General features: G+C 56.6%; 17 protein-coding genes, 1 tRNA gene and 1 pseudogene. 8 read left to right on the top strand and 11 right to left on the bottom strand.

Features of this window, described 5'->3' with window-relative positions; translation table 11 throughout:
- The first annotated feature begins 120 nt into the window (after window positions 1–120).
- Entirely contained in the window at window positions 121–1,557 is a 1,437-nt protein-coding gene (gene mgtE, locus N037_RS13245) for a magnesium transporter (RefSeq protein WP_032641507.1), read from the top strand.
- Here mgtE and N037_RS13240 read toward each other — a convergent pair.
- The gene (locus tag N037_RS13240) at window positions 1,520–2,809 is read right to left on the bottom strand and encodes a SulP family inorganic anion transporter (RefSeq protein ID WP_032641504.1); all 1,290 of its coding nucleotides are present in this window, start codon (window positions 2,807–2,809) and stop codon (window positions 1,520–1,522) included. The genes mgtE and N037_RS13240 overlap by 38 nt on opposite strands.
- 187 nt (window positions 2,810–2,996) lie before the next feature.
- Between N037_RS13240 and mqo the strand changes: the two genes are divergently transcribed.
- On the top strand, window positions 2,997–4,646 hold the full coding sequence (gene mqo / locus N037_RS13235; RefSeq protein ID WP_032641502.1) for a malate dehydrogenase (quinone): 1,650 nt from the start codon (window positions 2,997–2,999) through the stop codon (window positions 4,644–4,646).
- 135 nt (window positions 4,647–4,781) lie between these two features.
- Here mqo and eco read toward each other — a convergent pair whose 3' ends face one another.
- Entirely contained in the window at window positions 4,782–5,285 is a 504-nt protein-coding gene (eco, locus tag N037_RS13230) for a serine protease inhibitor ecotin (protein ID WP_023336374.1), read from the bottom strand.
- 209 nt (window positions 5,286–5,494) lie between these two features.
- On the opposite strand from eco, the gene N037_RS13225 reads away from it, so the two are divergent.
- Window positions 5,495–5,755, top strand: a complete 261-nt coding sequence (locus tag N037_RS13225) for a DUF2534 family protein (RefSeq protein ID WP_008500962.1) — start codon at window positions 5,495–5,497, stop codon at window positions 5,753–5,755.
- A 115-nt stretch (window positions 5,756–5,870) separates the two neighbouring features.
- Window positions 5,871–7,058: an MFS transporter gene (locus tag N037_RS13220; RefSeq protein WP_032641500.1), complete on the top strand. Its 1,188-nt coding sequence runs from the start codon at window positions 5,871–5,873 to the stop codon at window positions 7,056–7,058.
- Between the two features lie 38 nt (window positions 7,059–7,096).
- Here the strand turns inward: N037_RS13220 and N037_RS13215 are convergent.
- The 3 genes from N037_RS13215 to N037_RS13205 all read right to left on the bottom strand — a co-directional run bounded on the left by N037_RS13215 (window position 7,097) and on the right by N037_RS13205 (window position 9,253).
- A tRNA-Pro gene (locus tag N037_RS13215) sits at window positions 7,097–7,173 on the bottom strand.
- A gap of 72 nt (window positions 7,174–7,245) precedes the next feature.
- Window positions 7,246–9,006 carry an LPS biosynthesis-modulating metalloenzyme YejM gene (gene yejM, locus N037_RS13210; RefSeq protein ID WP_032641498.1) on the bottom strand — a complete coding sequence of 587 codons (1,761 nt, stop codon included), beginning with the start codon at window positions 9,004–9,006 and terminating at the stop codon, window positions 7,246–7,248.
- Window positions 9,007–9,025: 19 nt separating this feature from the next.
- Window positions 9,026–9,253, bottom strand: a complete 228-nt coding sequence (locus N037_RS13205; RefSeq protein WP_008500958.1) for a YejL family protein — start codon at window positions 9,251–9,253, stop codon at window positions 9,026–9,028.
- A gap of 134 nt (window positions 9,254–9,387) precedes the next feature.
- Here N037_RS13205 and yejK point away from each other — a divergent pair, with 134 nt between their 5' ends.
- Complete coding sequence (gene yejK, locus N037_RS13200; RefSeq protein WP_008500957.1) at window positions 9,388–10,395, top strand: nucleoid-associated protein YejK; 1,008 nt, start codon at window positions 9,388–9,390, stop codon at window positions 10,393–10,395.
- Between the two features lie 52 nt (window positions 10,396–10,447).
- On the opposite strand, the gene rplY is transcribed toward yejK, so the two are convergent.
- Window positions 10,448–10,732, bottom strand: coding sequence for a 50S ribosomal protein L25 (gene rplY, locus N037_RS13195; RefSeq protein ID WP_010433464.1), 285 nt, complete (start codon window positions 10,730–10,732; stop codon window positions 10,448–10,450).
- 125 nt (window positions 10,733–10,857) lie between these two features.
- Window positions 10,858–12,618 (bottom strand): DEAD/DEAH box helicase, encoded by a 1,761-nt coding sequence (locus N037_RS13190; RefSeq protein ID WP_032641497.1) that lies wholly within the window; start codon window positions 12,616–12,618, stop codon window positions 10,858–10,860.
- Window positions 12,619–12,770: 152 nt separating this feature from the next.
- Between N037_RS13190 and rsuA the strand changes: the two genes are divergently transcribed.
- The 3 genes from rsuA (at window position 12,771) to N037_RS13175 (ending at window position 15,314) form a co-directional block, all read left to right on the top strand.
- Window positions 12,771–13,478: a 16S rRNA pseudouridine(516) synthase RsuA gene (gene rsuA / locus N037_RS13185; RefSeq protein ID WP_032641496.1), complete on the top strand. Its 708-nt coding sequence runs from the start codon at window positions 12,771–12,773 to the stop codon at window positions 13,476–13,478.
- A 15-nt stretch (window positions 13,479–13,493) separates the two neighbouring features.
- Window positions 13,494–14,690 carry a Bcr/CflA family multidrug efflux MFS transporter gene (locus N037_RS13180; RefSeq protein WP_032641495.1) on the top strand — a complete coding sequence of 399 codons (1,197 nt, stop codon included), beginning with the start codon at window positions 13,494–13,496 and terminating at the stop codon, window positions 14,688–14,690.
- A 279-nt stretch (window positions 14,691–14,969) separates the two neighbouring features.
- Complete coding sequence (locus tag N037_RS13175) at window positions 14,970–15,314, top strand: YejG family protein (RefSeq protein WP_023336368.1); 345 nt, start codon at window positions 14,970–14,972, stop codon at window positions 15,312–15,314.
- 3 nt (window positions 15,315–15,317) lie between these two features.
- Here N037_RS13175 and yejF read toward each other — a convergent pair whose 3' ends face one another.
- From yejF to N037_RS13155, 4 genes and pseudogenes are all read right to left on the bottom strand, one after another.
- Window positions 15,318–16,907 carry a microcin C ABC transporter ATP-binding protein YejF gene (gene yejF, locus N037_RS13170; protein WP_032641494.1) on the bottom strand — a complete coding sequence of 530 codons (1,590 nt, stop codon included), beginning with the start codon at window positions 16,905–16,907 and terminating at the stop codon, window positions 15,318–15,320.
- Window position 16,908: 1 nt separating this feature from the next.
- On the bottom strand, window positions 16,909–17,934 hold the full coding sequence (locus N037_RS13165) for an ABC transporter permease (RefSeq protein WP_032641492.1): 1,026 nt from the start codon (window positions 17,932–17,934) through the stop codon (window positions 16,909–16,911).
- The gene (locus N037_RS13160) at window positions 17,934–19,028 is read right to left on the bottom strand and encodes a microcin C ABC transporter permease YejB (RefSeq protein WP_023336365.1); all 1,095 of its coding nucleotides are present in this window, start codon (window positions 19,026–19,028) and stop codon (window positions 17,934–17,936) included. Before N037_RS13160 ends, N037_RS13165 begins: the two co-directional genes overlap by 1 nt.
- Before the next feature lie 9 nt (window positions 19,029–19,037).
- A pseudogene (locus N037_RS13155) lies at window positions 19,038–19,230 on the bottom strand (ABC transporter substrate-binding protein); the annotation flags it as partial.

Genomic DNA, 19,230 nt, shown 5'->3' with positions numbered 1-19,230 from the left:
GCCGGGCACAATGATTTGCACGATATGCCGCTTTTTTCTCCATCCCGTCCCGTTGTTTATTCTTATTTACATATCCCCGCGCTATGCTTAACCCCAACTCATTTAATGGATTTATGATTGATGTCGGTATTAAAGAAAAACAGCGCCAGACAGCGTGACCAGGAGCGTGCGCGACTCATCTGGCTTCTCACGACCGATAAAGCGGTCACTTCTACGCTATTAGGCAAACTCACCCTGGCTGAGCAATATGATGTCGGCACCCTGGCCGACGATATTGCTGAGGTAGGTGCGCTGGTTGCTCATTTACCCCCGCCGGATCTGGCGGATACCCTTGAGGCGCTTCCCTCGGAAGAACGCCACGCCCTGTGGCGTCTGGTGCAGGATCACGAGCGCGGACAGGTGCTGCTTGAGGCCTCTGAAAACGTCTGGGACGATCTGATCGACGAGATGAGCGACCGGGACATTCTCGATGCTCTGCAAACCCTGGATATCGACGAGCAGATTTACCTCGTTCAGCACCTGCCGCGAAACCTGACCGGTCGCCTGCTGGCTTCCCTGCCTGCCGATGAACGCGCGCGCGTGCGTCAGGTGATGCACTACGAGAAAAACAGCGTCGGCGCGATCATGGAGTTCGGCGTTATCACGGTGCGCCCGGACGTGACGCTCGGCACCGTGCAGCGCTACCTGCGTCGCCTGGGCAAAATGCCGGACAACACCGATAAACTGTTTGTCACCTCCCGGGATAAAACCCTGCTTGGCGAGCTTGAGCTGAAAACCATCCTGCTCAACAGCACCCAGCGGAAGGTGAGCGAGGTGATGGAAAACGAGCCGATGGTCTTCTCCCCGGAAGACGATGCGGAGAAAGCGGCGCGTACCTTCGAGCGTGACGACCTCGTCAGTGCCGCCGTCGTGGATTCCGTCGGCAAACTGATGGGGCGTCTGACCATCGATGAGATCGTTGATGTGGTCTACGAAGAGACCGATAACGACCTGCGTGCGCTCGGGGGGATTAGCGCCGAAGATGACGTCCATGCCTCCGTCGGCAAGGCGGTGAAAACCCGCTGGGCGTGGCTGGCCATTAACCTCTGTACCGCGTTTATCGCCTCCCGGGTGATTGACGGGTTTGAGCACACCATTTCACAGCTGGTGGCGCTGGCCTCGCTGATGCCGATCGTCGCAGGGATTGGTGGTAACACCGGAAACCAGACGATAACCATGATCGTTCGTGCCCTGGCGCTGGAAAATATTCAGCCGGGTAACTTTTCGTGGCTCATTTTTAGAGAGATGGGCGTCGCGCTCATTAACGGCCTGGTGTGGGGCGGGATTATGGGCGGCATCACCTGGTGGTTGTACGACGATATGGCGCTGGGCGGCGTGATGATGCTGGCGATGGTGCTGAACCTGCTGGTAGCGTCGATAATGGGCGTGATTATCCCGCTGACGATGACCAAACTGGGGCGCGACCCCGCGGTGGGGTCGAGCGTGATGATTACCGCCATCACCGATACCGGCGGTTTCTTTATTTTTCTTGGGCTGGCGACGATTTTTCTGCTTTAAGCCGACGCTTAATGCGGGCGGGGAGGAGTGCCATAACGATAATCCCGCCCAGCACGCCGATCGCCAGATTGCCGGTTGATACCGTGGCGGCAACGGTGACCAGCATGACCACCGTTTCCGCTATCGGGGCATTTTTTACCGTTGCAGGCTGAAGGCTGTGCCAGCTAAAGGTTTTAACGGCGACAATCGCCATAATACCCGCCAGTACCGCCATCGGGATTTTGGCCATCACGTCGCTGAGCGCCGTCACCAGGATCAGCAGCACAATGCCCGCCGCAAGGGTTGAAATGCGGCTTCGACCTTTCCCCATCTCCACGTTGACGATGGTTTGTCCGATCATTGCGCAGCCCGCAATGCCGCCATAAAAACCGGACAGAATATTACCCACGCCCAGGCCGATGCTCTCACGGCGCTTGCTCGAGGGCGTTGCGGTCAGCTCATCCACCAGCTTTGCCGTCAGCAGGGATTCCAGCAGGCCGACAAACGCGATGCTCAACGCGCACGGCCAGATAATGCTCAGCGTCTGCAAGTTAAGCGGCACCAGCAGCTCGGTAAGCCCCGGCAAACCGCCGCTCGTGGAGCCTTCATCGCCGACCGTCGGCAGGATCTGACCGGTGGTTACGGTGAAAAGGGTTAGCAGCACAATCGCAATCAGCGGGGAAGGGATGCTTTTGACATAGCGCGGCACCCACAGCACGATCAGCAGCGTCAGCACGAACAGGCCCACAATCAGGGGGCTTCGGCTCCAGAAATGCGGCACCTGAGCGAAGAAGATCAAAATGCCCAGGGCGTTAACAAACCCGGTCATGACCGACTGGGGAATAAAGCGCATCAGCCTTGCCATGCCCAGCACCCCAAACAGAATCTGAATCACGCCTGCCATCAGCACGGCGGGAAGAATGTACTGTACGCCGTGCTGATGCACCATCGGGCCAATGACCAGCGCCACGGAACCGGCCGCTGCCGTGACCATCGCCGGGCGGCCGCCGAGTACAGAAAGGGCAAGACACAGCACCACGGAGGCGATCAGGCTGACCTTCGGGTCAACGCCCGCCACCACCGAAAATGAGATGACTTCGGGGATCAGCGCCAGGGCGGTGATCGCCCCTGCCAGCGTTTCACGCGTCAGCAGCTTAGGGGAACGCAGCACGTTGGCTACGCGGTCTTCGGGAGATACGGCAGAATGGGGTAAGGACATAACGGTTCGCTGGTTAGGGCAGGCTTCCGTGCGCGCGATCACAAAACGCAACATACTAGCCAGTAAAACCGCGCTTTACCAGAGGCATCGATAATTCCTCACAAACAATCCATCATTAAATTTCACAATTACAATAATTTCGTAACCTTTAAACAATATTTAAAAGTTGTTACCGTGCCCCCGCAGCTTTTTTCACCTGCAATTTCCACGCATCAAGCACTTTTACATTAAGGCATAAATTATGAAAAAAATGACTGCCATGCTCTTTTCTCTGGCCGTGGGGCTTAACACCGTCTCCATGGCGGCGAAAGCTGACACACCAAAAGAGCAGGAAACGGACGTCCTTTTAATTGGTGGCGGTATCATGAGCGCCACGCTGGGAACCTATCTGCAAGAACTGCAGCCGGACTGGTCTATGACCATGGTCGAGCGCCTCGATGGCGTGGCGCAGGAGAGCTCTAACGGCTGGAACAACGCCGGTACCGGACACTCGGCACTCATGGAACTGAACTATACGCCACAGAAAAAGGACGGTTCCATTAGTATCGAGAAGGCGGTAGAGATCAACGAAGCGTTCCAGATCTCACGCCAGTTCTGGTCACACCAGGTCAACAGTGGCGTGCTGCACGACCCGCACTCCTTCATCAACACCGTGCCGCACATGAGCTTTGTGTGGGGCGAGCAGAACGTCAACTTCCTGCGCGCGCGCTACGCCGCTCTGCAGCAGAGCACGCTGTTCCGCGGGATGAAATACTCTGAAGACCACGCGCAGATTAAAGAGTGGGCTCCGCTGGTCATGGAAGGTCGTGACCCGAACCAGAAAGTGGCGGCGACCCGTACCGAAATTGGTACCGACGTTAACTACGGTGAAATCACCCGTCAGCTGGTGACGTCTCTGAAGAAAAAAGAGAACTTCAACCTGCAGCTCAGCACCGAAGTGCGCGGTTTCAAGCGCAACGCGGATAACAGCTGGAGCGTGACCGTTGCCGATCTGAAAAACAACGAAGCCGAGCACGTCATCAAGGCGAAGTTTGTCTTTATCGGTGCGGGCGGCGCGGCGCTGAAGCTGCTGCAGGAGTCCGGTATTCCGGAAGCGGACGACTACGCGGGCTTCCCGGTCGGCGGCCAGTTCCTGGTGTCAGAAAACCCGGAAGTGGTGAACCGTCATCTGGCAAAAGTGTACGGCCAGGCTTCTGTTGGCGCACCGCCGATGTCTGTTCCGCACATCGACACCCGTATGCTTGACGGTAAGCGCGTGGTGCTGTTTGGGCCGTTCGCGACCTTCTCCACGAAATTCCTGAAAAATGGCTCCCTGTGGGATCTGCTCAGCGCAACCACCACCTCTAACGTCAAGCCAATGATGGACGTGGGGCTGGATAACTTCGATCTGGTGAAATACCTGATTAGCCAGGTGATGCTCTCTGACGACGACCGCTTCGAGGCGCTGAAAGAGTACTATCCGCAGGCGAAGAAAGAAGACTGGCGTCTGTGGCAGGCGGGTCAGCGCGTACAGATCATCAAGCGCGATCCGAAAGAGGGTGGCGTGCTGCGTCTGGGTACCGAAGTGGTAAGCGATAAGGATGGCACTATCGCCGCGCTGCTGGGTGCGTCACCGGGCGCGTCTACCGCTGCGCCAATCATGCTGCACCTGATGGAAAAAGTGTTTAAAGATAAAGTCGCCAGCCCGGAATGGCAGGCGAAGCTGAAAACCATTATTCCATCCTACGGCACCAAGCTGAACGGCAACGTGAGCGCGACGGAGCAGGAGCTGGAATACACCAGCCGCGTACTGCAGCTGCAATACATCAAACCGCAGGCTGCGGATGCTGCGCCAAAAGCGGAGCTGAAGCCTCAGCCGGAAAACAAACCGGTTGCGGATATCGCGCTGTAAGGTAAAAGCAAAACGGTAACGGATGTTACCGTTTTTAGTGTTTTCTCCCTCTCCCGGTGGGAGAGGGGTGGGGTGAGGGCACCAGAGCGCACCCTTCCCGGGTCGGGTAAGGCGAAGCCGTCACCCGACTTATTTTTAACGTACTACCGCTTGTCCGACAGTCTCATCTGCCTTCCACACGCGATACTTCACTTCCACGTTTTCAGGCGTATAGACCACGATCGGCAGCTTGCTGTTGTAGCGCAGCAGACTGTTGTCGCCCAGATACGCCGTCACAAATTTCTTCTCTTTCTTGCCATCCGGGCACGCCATCATGGTGGAAACCGGTGACGTCACTTTGTCGAAGACATAGTAGTCGTAACCCCAGCCTTCCAGGGTTTTGCTTTCCAGCTGACCGCCCAGGCGATGCTGATTGCAATCTACTTCCAGCGTCTTGCCAATCAACAGTTCCACTTTGAAGTTCGCTTCATCCTGCTGTGCCGGCAGCTGGATCACCTGACGCTTCATCCCTTTGTCCGCTTTTGGATACGGAGCGACTTTTTCCAGCGGCTGCTCTTTTGGGGTTTCGCTGGCGAAAGCACTGCTGCTGACGCACGCGGCGGCGATGAGGGCGATAGCAAATTTAGGTGCGTTTTTCATTGTCATTCCTTTATGTCAAAACGATCCTGCGCAGGTTAACATAACAACTATGAATGATTGGTGTTATTTACTTACATTTTCACTATGAATAGCGTTATGCGCTTTTAAATATCCTGTTTAGTGGTTGTTTATGCTGGTGTGGAGTCGGGTGCCAGTTCGTGTTATTTTAGACCATATATATTGTTATTCATCTGTAAAAGGGAAGAGAGATGGTTCGTGCAAAACTGAAAACACCTGAAGGCCGCAAATTCCTCCTGGCGCTGCTGGTCGTGTTTATGATTGCTGCCGCATGCGTGGGGCGAGCAACCATTGTTGGCGTTATCGAACAGTACAATATTCCCCTCTCTGCCTGGACTACCAGCATGTATGTCCTGCAGTCGGCGATGATCTTCGTCTACAGCCTGGTGTTTACCGTTCTGCTGGCTATCCCGCTGGGCATTTTCTTCCTGGGTGGACGTGAGAAGCACTAAGCGTTTACCTGCTATAAGAAGCCAGCCTGCGGGCTGGCTTTTTTTATGTCTGATGTTTTTTTCCAGGATATTCTGTTTCGAACGAGGTTGTTCGACATAAAGCAGGAGATGCGCAATGTTATCCCGGTTTGCAACGCTCAGCCGGATCCCGAAAGGCGTCTGGGTGGTGGGCGGCGTCAGTATGTTAATGGACATCTCCTCGGAGATTATTCACAGCCTGCTGCCGTTGTTTATGGTCACGACGCTGGGTGCCAGCGTGATCTTCATTGGTTTGATTGAAGGTCTGGCTGAAGCCACTGCACTGTTTATCAAAGTGTTTTCAGGCGCAATCAGTGATTATCTGGGCAAACGTAAAGGACTCGCGGTTCTGGGCTACGGTCTTGGCGCGTTGAGTAAGCCGCTGTTCGCTATCGCCTCTTCGTCGGGCATGATTCTGGGGGCACGCTTAATCGACCGGGTAGGGAAGGGGATCCGGGGTGCGCCGCGCGATGCGTTGGTCGCTGACGTTACGCCGCCCGAACTCCGCGGCGCGGCCTTTGGTTTGCGTCAGTCGATGGACACCATTGGCGCCTTTCTCGGGCCGCTGCTGGCCGTTGGCTTAATGCTGCTGTGGAATGATGATTTTCGTACCATTTTCTGGATTGCGGTGATCCCCGGCGTACTCGCCGTTGCCTTGCTTTTCTTCGGCCTGCATGAGCCCAAAACCCCTGTCGAACATAAACGAACGAATCCCATCAAAAAAGAGAACCTCAGGCGCCTCGGGAAAGGCTGCTGGTGGGTCATTGGCCTGGGAGCCATCTTCACGCTCGCACGTTTCAGTGAAGCATTTCTTGTGCTTCGCGCTCAGCAGTCGGGTGTGCCGCTGGCGCTGATCCCGCTGGTGATGGTTGCCATGAATCTGCTCTATTTCCTCTCTGCCTATCCGTTTGGCAAGTTATCCGACGTGATGAGCCACACCCGATTATTGCAGTGGGGGCTGGTGGTGCTGATTGGCGCGGACATTGTGCTGGCGCTGAGCACCCACTGGGCCGGCATTATTTTAGGCGTTGCGCTTTGGGGGATACATATGGGCATGACCCAGGGGCTGCTGGCGGCGATGATTGCGAAAACCGCGCCTGCGGATCTGCGCGGAACAGCCTTCGGTATTTTTAGTCTGGTCAGCGGCGTGGGGCTATTAGTCGCGAGCCTGGGGGCAGGGGCAATCTGGGATACGTTTGGGGCGGAATATACGTTTTATGCCGGGGCGGTGATTTGTCTGGCGACGTTGGTTTATCTGCGAAAAACACCCGGCGAAATGGAATAAAAAAACCAGCCGTAAGAGGCTGGTTTTGATAATAATTTTGGTCGGCACGAGAGGATTTGAACCTCCGACCCCCGACACCCCATGACGGTGCGCTACCAGGCTGCGCTACGTGCCGACGCATAAAAAGAATACTACTCGATTCCGTTTTGAATGCAAGGGAATCTGTCGCTAACTGGTTTATTATTAATCAGTTAGCGATAAACCGCTTCTCATCCGTCAGGACCTGCAGCAGCAGGCTCAGCTGCGGCTTCTGGTCTTTCAACCGTTCACCCTGCAGATTATACGTCTGATAATTCCCGTTGCTGTTCAGCACCAGCGTCAGCTTCGGCGTGGTCACTACCAGCGTATTATTTCCCGCCGCCGTAACCCAGTTGTGACGACGCGCGGCGCTGAAGAGATCCTGCCCCTGCGAATACTCGTTTGCTGGCGTGCTGACGTGCAGCAGGCGTTGCATCAGGGTGGTCATCACATCTTTATGCTCGGTGAGCATATTGATGCGCTGCGCCGGCGTGCCTGGCCAGTGGATCACCAGCGGAACCTGCAGATTCGGACGAGACCAGCTCATACTCTTTGTCTCGTTACCTAACGGCACGCCATGACCCGCGGTCACGATCACCACGGTGTTGTCCAGCTTGCCTGACTCACGTAACGCGTCAAGGACGCGGCCAATCTGCGCATCAACGTCGCCAGCCGCACGGCCGTAGCGGCGCGCAAAGTCATTCTTATTGCTGTTAGCAAGCGTTGTGCCGTTAAACGCAACCCATGAGAACCAGCGGTTATCTTCCTGGGCGTAGCGCTGCAGCCAGTTTATCCATTGGCTGGCGGTCTGCGCATCGGACTGACTTTGAGCCGTCGGCAGTGAGAAATCGGACAGCAGCGCCTGACGGTATAGCGGGCTGTTAAAGCCATCGGATGAGAACAACCCTAACTGATAGCCTTGTTGATTCAGCCCGGTGATCAGCGCCGCAGGTGTGCGGGTAGACAGTACGCCGTCCATGTAGCCGGCTGAAATACCATAGAAGAGGCCAAAGATACCCGCATCGGTTGAATTACCGGAGCTCATATGCTGAGCAAACGAGACGTTTTTACTGGCGAAATCGGCCAGGACAGGCATCTGCTTCTCGTAACGGGAATAGTTCAGGCCATCGACGGTGATCAGCAGGACGTTTTGCCCGCGCCCCATATCGCGGTAGGTCAGGTCGCTCAGAGGATACTGAACGCTGACGGCTTCCGGGTTGCCCTGTTCGACCAGACGGCGCTGGTACTCCTGCGCATCAAGCAGGCCGTGTTTCTCGAGGAAGCGACGGGCCGTCATCGGGTATGAGAGCGGCAGGTTAGCGCGCTGCATGGTAATAGGGCGATAGAAGTTCGCATCCGCCCAGATATACATGATGTGCGAACTGATAAAGGAGACGAAGAAGAGCGCGGCGACGGGCTTCGCGTAATGGCGTCGCCGGGTCAGACTGCGAAGTTTTTGCCAGCTCCAGGTGGCGAACAGCATCTCAATCAACAGGATCACCGGGACGCTGATAAACATCAACTGCCAGTCACGGGCCGTTTCGTTCTGGTCAGGGTTAATCACCAGTTCCCAGACGATGGGGTTGAGGTGCAGGTGGAAGCGGGTGAACACTTCACTGTCGATAAGCAGCAGCGTCATCCCCACCGTTGCAAGGATGGCGGACAAAAATCGCATCAGACGCTGCGACATGACGATAAACGTCAAGGGGAACAGGATCAGCAGATAGGTGGCGAAAACCAAAAAGCTAAAGTGACCGACAACGCTTATCCAGGAGTAGATACGCCCGGTGAGCGTTGTTGGCCAGTCTGCGACAAACAGATAACGACAGCCAATGACCGTCGCCAACAGAATGTTGAACAGGGCAAACCAGTGCCCCCAGCTGACCATCTGGGAGACTTTTTCACGGTAGCGCTGACGATTCGTCACCATAAACTGTTGTTCGTATCCCTTAATGGGCCGGGTCGTTGCTGACGGACGACTGTAAAGCCTGGGCGAAGGATTTTGCGATCGCCTGACGCTGAGCCGGAGCAACGCTGGTGTTAATCAGGTTGGTGACCATATTTCCCAAAACCATCAGGGAGAGATCGGTCGGCGTTTTATGTTTTTCCAGTACGTTGACCAGCTCACTGAGCAGTTGTTCAACGTGTTCATCACTGTAGCGGGAATGTTGTGGCATAAATCAAAATCAGTTTGTTGATGAAAGGGCAACATATTACCGTAGCAACAGCTTTTTTTCCCCTTTTTTATCTGTTGTTGCACACATGTCCTGGTGGTGGTTGAATACCGCCCGGTCTAAAAGGAGAGTTTATCATGAGTCTGGAAATCAACCAGATTGCCTTGCACCAGCTTATCAAGCGTGATGAGCAAACCCTTGAAGTGGTGCTGCGCGATTCGTTACTGGAACCCACGGCGACCGTGGTGGAGATGATGGCAGAGCTGCATCGCGTCTACAGTGCCAAAAATAAAGCCTATGGTCTTTTCAGCGAAGAGAGTGAACTGGCCGATAGCCTACGCCTGCAGCGTCAGGGCGAAGAGGATTTTCTGGCGTTTAGCCGCGCCGCTACCGGGCGTCTGCGCGACGAGCTGGCGAAATACCCGTTCGCCGACGGCGGGATCGTGCTGTTCTGCCACTACCGCTATCTGGCGGTAGAGTATCTGCTGGTTACCGTGCTGAATAACTTAAGCAGCATGCGCGTGAACGAGCAGCTGGACATCAGCTCAACGCATTATCTGGATATCAACCATGCGGATATCGTGGCGCGTATTGATTTGACCGAATGGGAAACCAACCCGGAGTCGACCCGCTACCTGACATTCCTGAAGGGGCGTGTGGGCCGCAAAGTGGCGGATTTCTTTATGGATTTCCTCGGTGCCAGCGAAGGTCTCAACGCCAAAGCGCAGAACAAAGGGCTGCTTCAGGCGGTTGACGACTTCACGGCAGAAGCGCAGCTCGATAAATCTGAGCGCCAGACCGTGCGTCAGCAGGTTTACAGCTACTGCAACGAACAGCTGCAGGCAGGGGAGGAGATCGAGCTGGAGTCCCTGTCAAAAGAGCTGGCGGGCGTCAGCGAAGTCAGCTTCCAGGAATTCACCGCGGAGAAAGGCTATGAGCTTGAAGAGAGCTTCCCGGCGGATCGCAGTACGCTGCGTCAGTTAACCAAGTTTGCCGGCAGCGGCGGCGGGTTAACCATCAACTTTGACGCGATGCTGCTGGGTGAACGCATCTTCTGGGATCCGGCCACCGATACGCTGACCATTAAAGGCACGCCGCCGAACCTGCGCGATCAGCTTCAGCGCCGCACCTCGGGCGGGAAGTAACAGCCATAAAAAAACCCCGCAGATGCGGGGTTTTTTTTCGACGTGTTTGCGATTACGCGCGAACGAAGTCGATGTGAGACAGTTTTGGCTTGAACGGGTGACGCTGAACAGCCTGAACTTTCACTTTTTCTTCTTTACCGCCAACAACGATGGTCAGAACTTCGCTGTAGAATTCAGCTTTGGTCTGCAGGTTCCACACTTTGTCGTGATCCAGTTCGATTGCAACTGGAGCAGCTTCGCCACCGTAAACGATAGCCGGGAACTTGTTAGCGTTACGCAGGCGGCGGCTCGCACCCTTACCCTGCACGTTACGTACTTCTGCTTCGATAGTGAACATTGATTTCTCTCTGTATTTAAAACCCTACTACAGGCGACCCAGCAGCAGGTGAGTGTTCTGCCTCACGGATGTGAAGCGGGCGGCATTTTATACTCAAATGCCCCTCACATCAATGAAAAGTCCCGCTAACCGCGCAATTCGTTGGCGCGACGGAAGCGACCTTCGTAGTCGAAGACTTTCTCACGCACCTGCCAGAACTGGCCTTTCTTACGAGCGACGACAAAATCCGGATGGCGCAATAACACCTGCTGGCGCACGATATCGGCCACGGTGATCCAGCGCAGGGGGACGCCCGGCGTTCGGGTATGCGGGCGGATAAACAGCTGTTCGAAGGCCATTCGCTGAGCGGGCGTCTGGACCCGGAAGCGCTCGCTGACGTCCGCCCCGTCTTCATCGTAATAGGTGATTTTCAACCACTCACCTTTTTCATCGGCGCCGGGCTGCAACGCCATGCCGGAACAGCGCAGCACCAGCGCATCTTTTAGCTTTAGCGCCGCTTTCAGCATGTCGTCCGGGTCAACCAGCACCGTGTCGCACTCCCGGCAGCGGCGCGCGGCAATGTCGTTTTCGGCGTTGCACTGCGGGCAGTTTTTGAAGCGGAAGCGGAAATCACACTGTTCGCGATGGCCTTCATCGTCTTCAAACCAGCCCTGACAGCGGCGGCCAAAATGTTCGATTAGCGTGCCGTCGGCGGTGGTTTTCCCCCAGAAGGTATTGGCAAACCCGCAGGCAGGGCAAAAGACCTGTACGGGCACGTTGTCGCTTTTCCCTTTTGGCGCGCCGACTTCAGGCGTATAGAGATCGTGCGGGTTACCCGCATAATCCAAAATCAGGCAGTCGGTTTTCCCCGGCGCCAGGCGCAGGCCGCGGCCAACAATTTGCTGATACAGACTGACCGATTCGGTCGGGCGCAAAATGGCGATCAGGTCGACGTGCGGGGCGTCAAAGCCGGTGGTCAAAACTGACACGTTAACCAGATAGCGGAACCGCTGGGCCTTAAACGCATCAATCAGGCTGTCGCGCTCCGGGCCGGGCGTCTCGCCGGTGATTAACGCCGCGTCGCCGGAGGGCAGTAGCCCTGTGATTTCGCGCGCGTGCTCAACGGTGGCGGCAAAGATCATCACCCCTTTGCGCGTCGCGGCGAACTCCTCTATCTGGCTGATGATATGCGGCGTAATACGCTTCTGCTTTTTCAGCTCCTGGTTGAGATCCGCTTCGCTGAATAGGCCGTTGCTCTGCGCCTGCAAACGGCTGAAATCGTACTGCACCACCGGCATATCCAGCCGTTCAGGTGGCGTCAGGTAGCCATGTTTAATCATGTAGCGCAGCGGAAGTTCGTAAATGCAGTCGCTAAACAGGGCCTTGTCATCGCCGCGCACCATGCCGTGATAATGGTAGCGATAGATCCAGCCTTTCCCCAGACGAAACGGGGTCGCCGTCAGGCCCAGCAGGCGCAGATGAGGATTCACCGCTTTCAGGTGAGCCAGAATTTGCTGATACTGGCTGTCGTCGTCATCGCTGATGCGGTGACATTCGTCGACAATCAGCAGCGAAAATTCGCTGCGAAACAGATCCAGATTGCGCGCCACCGACTGCACGCTGCCAAAGACCACTTTGCTGTGGCTCTCCTTGCGCTTTAGCCCGGCGGCGAAAATATCGGCTTCCAGCCCGAGCGCACAATACTTGGCATGGTTTTGCGCAACGAGCTCTTTGACGTGCGCCAGCACCAGCACGCGACCGCGGGCCAGACGCGCCAGTTCGGCAATGACCAGGCTTTTGCCTGCGCCGGTCGGGAGCACAATCGCCGCCGGCTCGCGGTGTTTACGGAACCAGGCGAGGGTGGCGTCAACGGCTTCCTGCTGATAGGGACGAAGTGTAAAAGTCATGGGGTCTCGGTTTCGTTATTCCGCACATAGTATGCCACGAAACTTTTTCCCTTGAGTGGCGCAACCAGACCATTATACTGAACCGTTCCAGACTGCTTCTTTTTTCGGACCCGTAGTCCGACTTCCAGCACCATTAAGGCTAAAAAGATTTCATGCGACTTGATAAGTTTATCGCTCAGCAACTCGGCGTAAGCCGCGCTATTGCCGGGCGCGAAATTCGCGCCAGCCGCGTTACCGTGGATGGCGACATTGTGAGAGACAGCGCGTTCAAACTGCAACCTGACCATCAGGTGGAGTATGACGGCAATCCGCTGACCCAGCAGCACGGTCCGCGCTACTTCATGCTCAATAAGCCGGAAGGCTACGTCTGCTCAACGGACGATCCGGATCACCCGACGGTGCTCTATTTCCTCGACGAACCGGTGGCGCACAAGCTGCACGCCGCAGGCCGCCTCGACATCGACACCACGGGTCTGGTGCTGATGACCGACGACGGACAGTGGTCGCATCGCATTACTTCCCCGCGTCACCACTGCGAGAAAACTTATCTGGTCACGCTGGAGTCGCCGGTGTCGGATGACACGGCAGAGCAATTCGCGAAAGGCGTTCAGCTGCATAATGAAAAAGATCTGACCAGACCCGCCGTGCTTGAGGCGATCACGCCGACTGAAGTCCGTCTGACCATCAGCGAAGGGCGCTACCATCAGGTGAAACGTATGTTTGCCGCGGTGGGGAACCGCGTTGTTGGCCTGCACCGCGAGCGGATTGGTGCGATTGAACTCGATCCCGACCTGGCGCCAGGCGAATATCGCCCGTTAACGGAAGAAGAGATCGCCAGCGTCGGTCTGCCTTCGCACTAATTTCAGGAGAGCTCTGTGACCACCAGGCCACACTCGTCGTTCAAAATCGTCTTCATTCTTGGCCTGCTGGCCATGCTGATGCCGCTGTCTATTGATATGTACCTGCCTGCGCTGCCGGTGATTTCTGCACAGTTTGGCGTCCCGGCGGGCAGCGCGCAGATGACGCTCAGCACCTATATTCTCGGCTTTGCTCTCGGCCAGCTGTTTTATGGCCCGATGGCGGACAGCCTGGGGCGCAAGCCTGTTATTCTGGGCGGGACGCTGGTCTTTGCAGCCGCAGCGGTGGCCTGTGCGCTGGCGCAGACCATCGATCATCTGATTATCATGCGCTTCTTGCACGGACTGGCGGCGGCAGCGGCAAGCGTGGTGATTAACGCCCTGATGCGCGATATCTACCCGAAGGAAGAGTTCTCCCGCATGATGTCGTTCGTGATGCTGGTGACGACGATTGCGCCGCTGGTGGCTCCCATGGCCGGTGGTGCGGTGCTGGTGTGGTTTAGCTGGCACGCGATTTTCTGGATCCTGGCGCTGGCCGCGCTGCTGGCCTCCGCGATGATTTTCTTCTTTATTGATGAAACGCTCCCCGTCGAGCGCCGTCAGAAATTCCACATCCGAACCACAATAGGCAACTTTGCCTCGCTGTTTCGCCACAAGCGCGTGCTCAGCTATATGCTGGCAAGCGGATTCAGCTTCGCCGGGATGTTCTCCTTCCTGAGCGCCGGGCCGTTTGTCTACATCGAACTGAACCACGTTTCGCCGCAGCACTTCGGCTATTACTTTGCGCTTAACATCGTCTTCCTCTTCATCATGACCATCATCAACAGCCGATTTGTCCGGCGGGTGGGGGCGCTGAACATGTTCCGCGCCGGGCTGTGGATCCAGTTTGTGATGGCTATCTGGCTGGTGGTGAGCGCGTTTCTGGGCGTGGGCTTCTGGGCGCTGGTGGTCGGCGTGGCGGCCTTTGTCGGCTGCGTGTCGATGGTCTCATCTAATGCGATGGCGGTGATCCTGGACGAGTTTCCGCATATGGCGGGCACCGCCTCTTCCCTGGCGGGGACGTTCCGCTTTGGCATCGGCGCTATCGTTGGCGCGTTGCTTTCGATGGCCACCTTTACGACGGCATGGCCCATGCTGTGGGCGATGGCTTTTTGCGCAACCAGCTCGATACTCTTCTATCTTTACGCCAGTCGACCGCGAAAAGCAGCCCACTAAAACACAGAGAAGGCCCGCCGGGGCCTTTTTTGTTGATGCATATCAACCAAACCCCCGTTCGTTTATTCTGTGTTTGTTTATTTTATGTAAAATCTATTTGTGTAAAAAGTCACATCATTGTATTCAAAAAGGTTGAGTTAGATCGCAGAAACGGGTACATATAGCGCCGACGCGAGCCTGGAAACGGATAAAAAAGCGCTGAATAGTGCAGGCTGGCGATGATGTGTTACTATAAATGTAAATAAATTGTGAAGTAAATTTTGCTTCCGGGGAACGAACGTGAATACATTACAACTCTCCATTGTCCATCGCTTGCCCCAGAGCTATCGCTGGTCGGCGGGTTTTGCAGGTTCGAAAGTTGAACCGATTCCGCAAAGCGTCGCGGAGTGCGAAAACTGCCTGGTAGCACTCAAGCTGTTGAGCCCGAGCGACGAAAATGCATGGCGGGTGATGGAACGTCTCAGCCAGGCCCTGACGGATATCGAAGTGGACAGCTCCGTGCTGGAGTGCGAAGGTGAGCCGTGCCTGTTTGTGAAAAGCCAGGACGAGTTTGCCGCCACCTGCCGTCTGAAGAATTTTGGCGTTGCCATCGCTGAGCCTTTCTCCGGGCAGTATCCGTTCTGACCGCTAGTCTGCCGACAACAGCTGGCGCGTGTAGCGCTGCGTTGGCGCGCTAAATACGCGCTGGCACTCACCCTGCTCGACCACTTCTCCCTGTCGCAACACAATCACCTGATGGCATAGCGCCCGCACCACCTGTAGATCGTGGCTGATAAAGATATAGGCCAGCCGGTGCTTTTCCTGAAGCCCTTTCAGCAGGGCCAGGATCTGCGCCTGAACGGTTCTGTCCAGCGATGACGTCGGTTCATCCAGAATAATCAGCTCCGGTTTCAGGATCAGCGCGCGGGCTATGGCGATACGCTGGCGCTGTCCGCCGGAGAATTCAGCCGGATAGCGGTGGCGGGTCTCGGCGTCTAAGCCCACTTCGGCCATCACCCGCATAACTTCCTGCTCTCGCTGCTGAGCGCTCAGGCCGGGCTGATGCACGCGTAGACCCTCTTCGATAATCTGTAACACGCTGAGCCGTGGGTTAAGCGAAGAGTTAGGATCCTGAAACACTACCTGCATGCGGGGCCGCACGGGCAGCATCTGACGGCGGTTCCAGCGGTGCAGCGGCATATCGTCGAAGAGGATCTCGCCCTCAGAGGCAATTAAGCGCAGCAGCGCCAGACCGGTGGTGCTTTTGCCCGAGCCGGATTCGCCCACCAGCCCGAGGGATTCTCCCGGGCGCAGCGAGAAGCGGATGTTTTTCAGCACCGGGTTCCGATCGACAATGCGCCGCAGAATACCTTTGCGGATTGGGAACGACACGGACAGATCCTCGACGCGCAGCAGCGGTGTGCTGTCAGCCGGGAGAGGAACCGGGTCGCCGGAGGGTTCGCTGTCAAGCAGGCGCTGCGTATAGGGGTGCTGCGGCGCGCTCAGCAGCGTGGACGCGGTATTCTGTTCAACGCACCGTCCGTTTTGCATCACCGCGACGCTGTCGGCCAGCTTTCTCACAATGCTCAGGTTATGCGTGATAAACAGCAGGCTCATGTTCAGCTCATCACGCAGTTCCCGCAGCAGCGTCAATATTTGCGCCTGTACCGTCACGTCCAGCGCCGTTGTCGGCTCGTCGGCAATCAACAGCTCGGGGCGCGTGAGCAGGGCCATGGCAATCATCACTCGCTGGCGTTCGCCGCCGGAGAGCTGGTGCGGAAAATCATTCAGCCGTTTGGCCGCGTTGCGTATGCCCGTTCGCTCCAGACAGTCCAGAATTTCTCCCCGCGCGGCCTCTTTGCGCATCCCCCGGTGCAGGGAGAGCACTTCATAGAGCTGTTTCTCCAGGCTGTGCAGCGGATTGAGGGAAACCATCGGCTCCTGGAAGATCATCGCGATTTTGTTGCCGCGAATGCCGCGCAGGGTATGTTCGTCGGCGTGCAGCAGCGAACGGCCGTGAAACAGAATATCCCCTTGCGGGTAGCTCACCGGCGGAGAAGGCAGCAGCCGCAGGATGGAGAGTGCCGAAACGCTCTTGCCTGAACCCGACTCGCCCACCAGAGCCAGCGTTTCACCGGGCTGGATCTGCAGCGACAGGTCGCTGACCACGGTACGCGTCTCGCCCTGCTTTGAGAAAGCAATCGACAGGTTATCAATACTGAGAAGGGGCTGGGTCATTTTATACCGCCTTGTTCGGATCAAAGGCATCGCGCACGGCTTCGCCAATAAAAATCAGCAGCGAAAGCAGCACGGCCACGGAAAGAAAGGCGGCGATGCCTAACCACGGCGCCTGCAGGTTGTTCTTACCCTGCAGCAGCAGTTCGCCGAGCGACGGGGAACCCAGCGGTAGCCCGAAACCCAGAAAATCCAGTGAGGTGAGGGTGGTGATGGAGCTGCACAGAATAAACGGCAGGAAGGTGAGCGTTGCGACCACCGCGTTGGGCAGCATGTGGCGGAAGATGATCCCGCGGTCGCTCACGCCAAGCGCCTGCGCGGCGCGAATGTAGTCGAAATTGCGGGTGCGCAGGAACTCCGCCCGCACCACGCCCACCAGCGCCATCCAGCCGAACAGGACGGTAATGCCTAACAGCCACCAGAAGCCAGGCTGCACCACGCTGGAAAGCAGGATGATCAGAAACAGCGTTGGCATGCCTGACCAGACTTCAATAACCCGCTGGCCCCACAGGTCAATTTTCCCGCCGTAGTAGCCCTGAACGGCACCCGCCACGACGCCCATCACGCTTGAGAAGATCGTCAGCATCAGCCCAAAGAGAAGAGAAATACGCGTGCCATACAGGATGCGCGCCAGCACGTCGCCGCCGTTGGCATCGGTTCCCAGCCAGTTTTGCGCGGAGGGCGGGGAAGGGAAGGGGGTCGTGGTGGAGAAGTTAATGCTGTTGGCACCAAAGCGCACCGGCGCCCAGAGCGCCCAGCCGTGCTGCTCAATCTGCTGGCGAAGCCACGGGTCCTGATACTCCGCCGGTGTCGCAAACGGGCCGCCAAAGTCGCTTTCGCTATAGTTGGCGATAACCGGCACGTACCAGCGGTCGTTAAAATGCACCAGCAACGGTTTGTCGTTGGCGATCAGCTCCGAGCACATGCTTAAGGCAAACAGCACGGCAAAAATCCACAGCGACCAGTAGCCGCGGCGGTTGTGGCGGAAGCGGGCCCAGCGGGCCTGGTTGACGGGGCTTAAACGCGGCATCAGCGGCCCTCAAAATCAATTCGGGGATCGACCAGCGTATAGCTGATATCACTGATGATATTCAGCAGCAGGCCAATCAGGGTGAAAATATAGAGTGTGCCAAACATCACCGGATAATCGCGCGACACGGTAGCCTCATAGCCCAGCAGCCCCAGGCCGTTGAGCGAGAACATCACCTCTATCAGCAGCGAGCCGGTAAAAAACATGCCGATGAACGTGGCCGGAAACCCCGCGATCACCAGCAGCATGGCGTTGCGGAACACGTGTTTCCACATGATCTGCTTCTCGCTCACGCCCTTGGCGCGGGCAGTAACGACGTACTGCTTACGAATTTCATCGAGAAAGGCGTTCTTGGTCAACATGGTCAGGGCCGCAAACCCGCCAATGACCGTGGCCAGCACCGGCAGCGTGATATGCCAGAGATAGTCAGTGATTTTCTGATACCACGGCAGGGAACTGAAATCGGCGGAGACCAGCCCCCGCAGCGGGAAGAGGTCGAAATAACTCCCCCCGGCAAAAAAGACAATCAGCAGGACGGCAAACAGAAACGCCGGGATGGCGTAGCCGATGATGATGAACGTGCTGCTCCAGATATCGAAGCGGCTGCCGCTATACACCGCTTTGCGGATCCCGAGCGGTATCGAGACCAGATAGATAATCAGCGTTCCCCACAGCCCCAGCGTTATCGAAACCGGCAGGCTTTGCTTGATCAACGTTAACACTGAGGCACTGCGAAACAGGCTGTCGCCAAAATCAAAGCGGATGTAATCCCAGAGCATCTTGAAATAGCGCTCGTGAATCGGTTTGTCAAAGCCGTAGCGGTGGGTGATCTCGGCGATCACTTCCGGATCCAGCCCGCGTCCGCCGCGATAATGGCTTTCACTGATATTCCCTACGCCGGTTCGCGCATGGCTCGCGCCCATCCCTTCACCGCCGCCGCCGGGCATGCCGCCGCTGTTGCCAAATTCAATGGCGGCAATCGCCTGATCGACCGGGCCGCCGGGGGCGATTTGCACGATAAAAAAGTTAATCGTGATGATGGCCCACAGGGTGGGGATGACCAGCAGGAGACGACGGATAAGATAGGCACCCATGATGATTCCTTATCGCCGCTCAGCGGGAAGTCTGGCGGCTTTGTTAACGTCATACCACCAGGTATCAAAGCCCAGGGAATAGACAGGGCGCACGGCAGGCACGGAGAACTTATCCCAGCGCGCAAGGCGATCTTTGCCCATATACCACATCGGCAGCATGTAATAGTTCCAGGTTAATACCCTGTCGAGGGCGCGCCCGAGC

This window comes from Enterobacter sp. EGD-HP1, assembly GCF_000733275.2.
In the GTDB taxonomy this organism is placed as follows: domain Bacteria; phylum Pseudomonadota; class Gammaproteobacteria; order Enterobacterales; family Enterobacteriaceae; genus Enterobacter.
The sequence above is the reverse complement of the archived record's forward strand: the minus strand, read 5'-3'. Positions and strand labels throughout refer to the sequence as shown.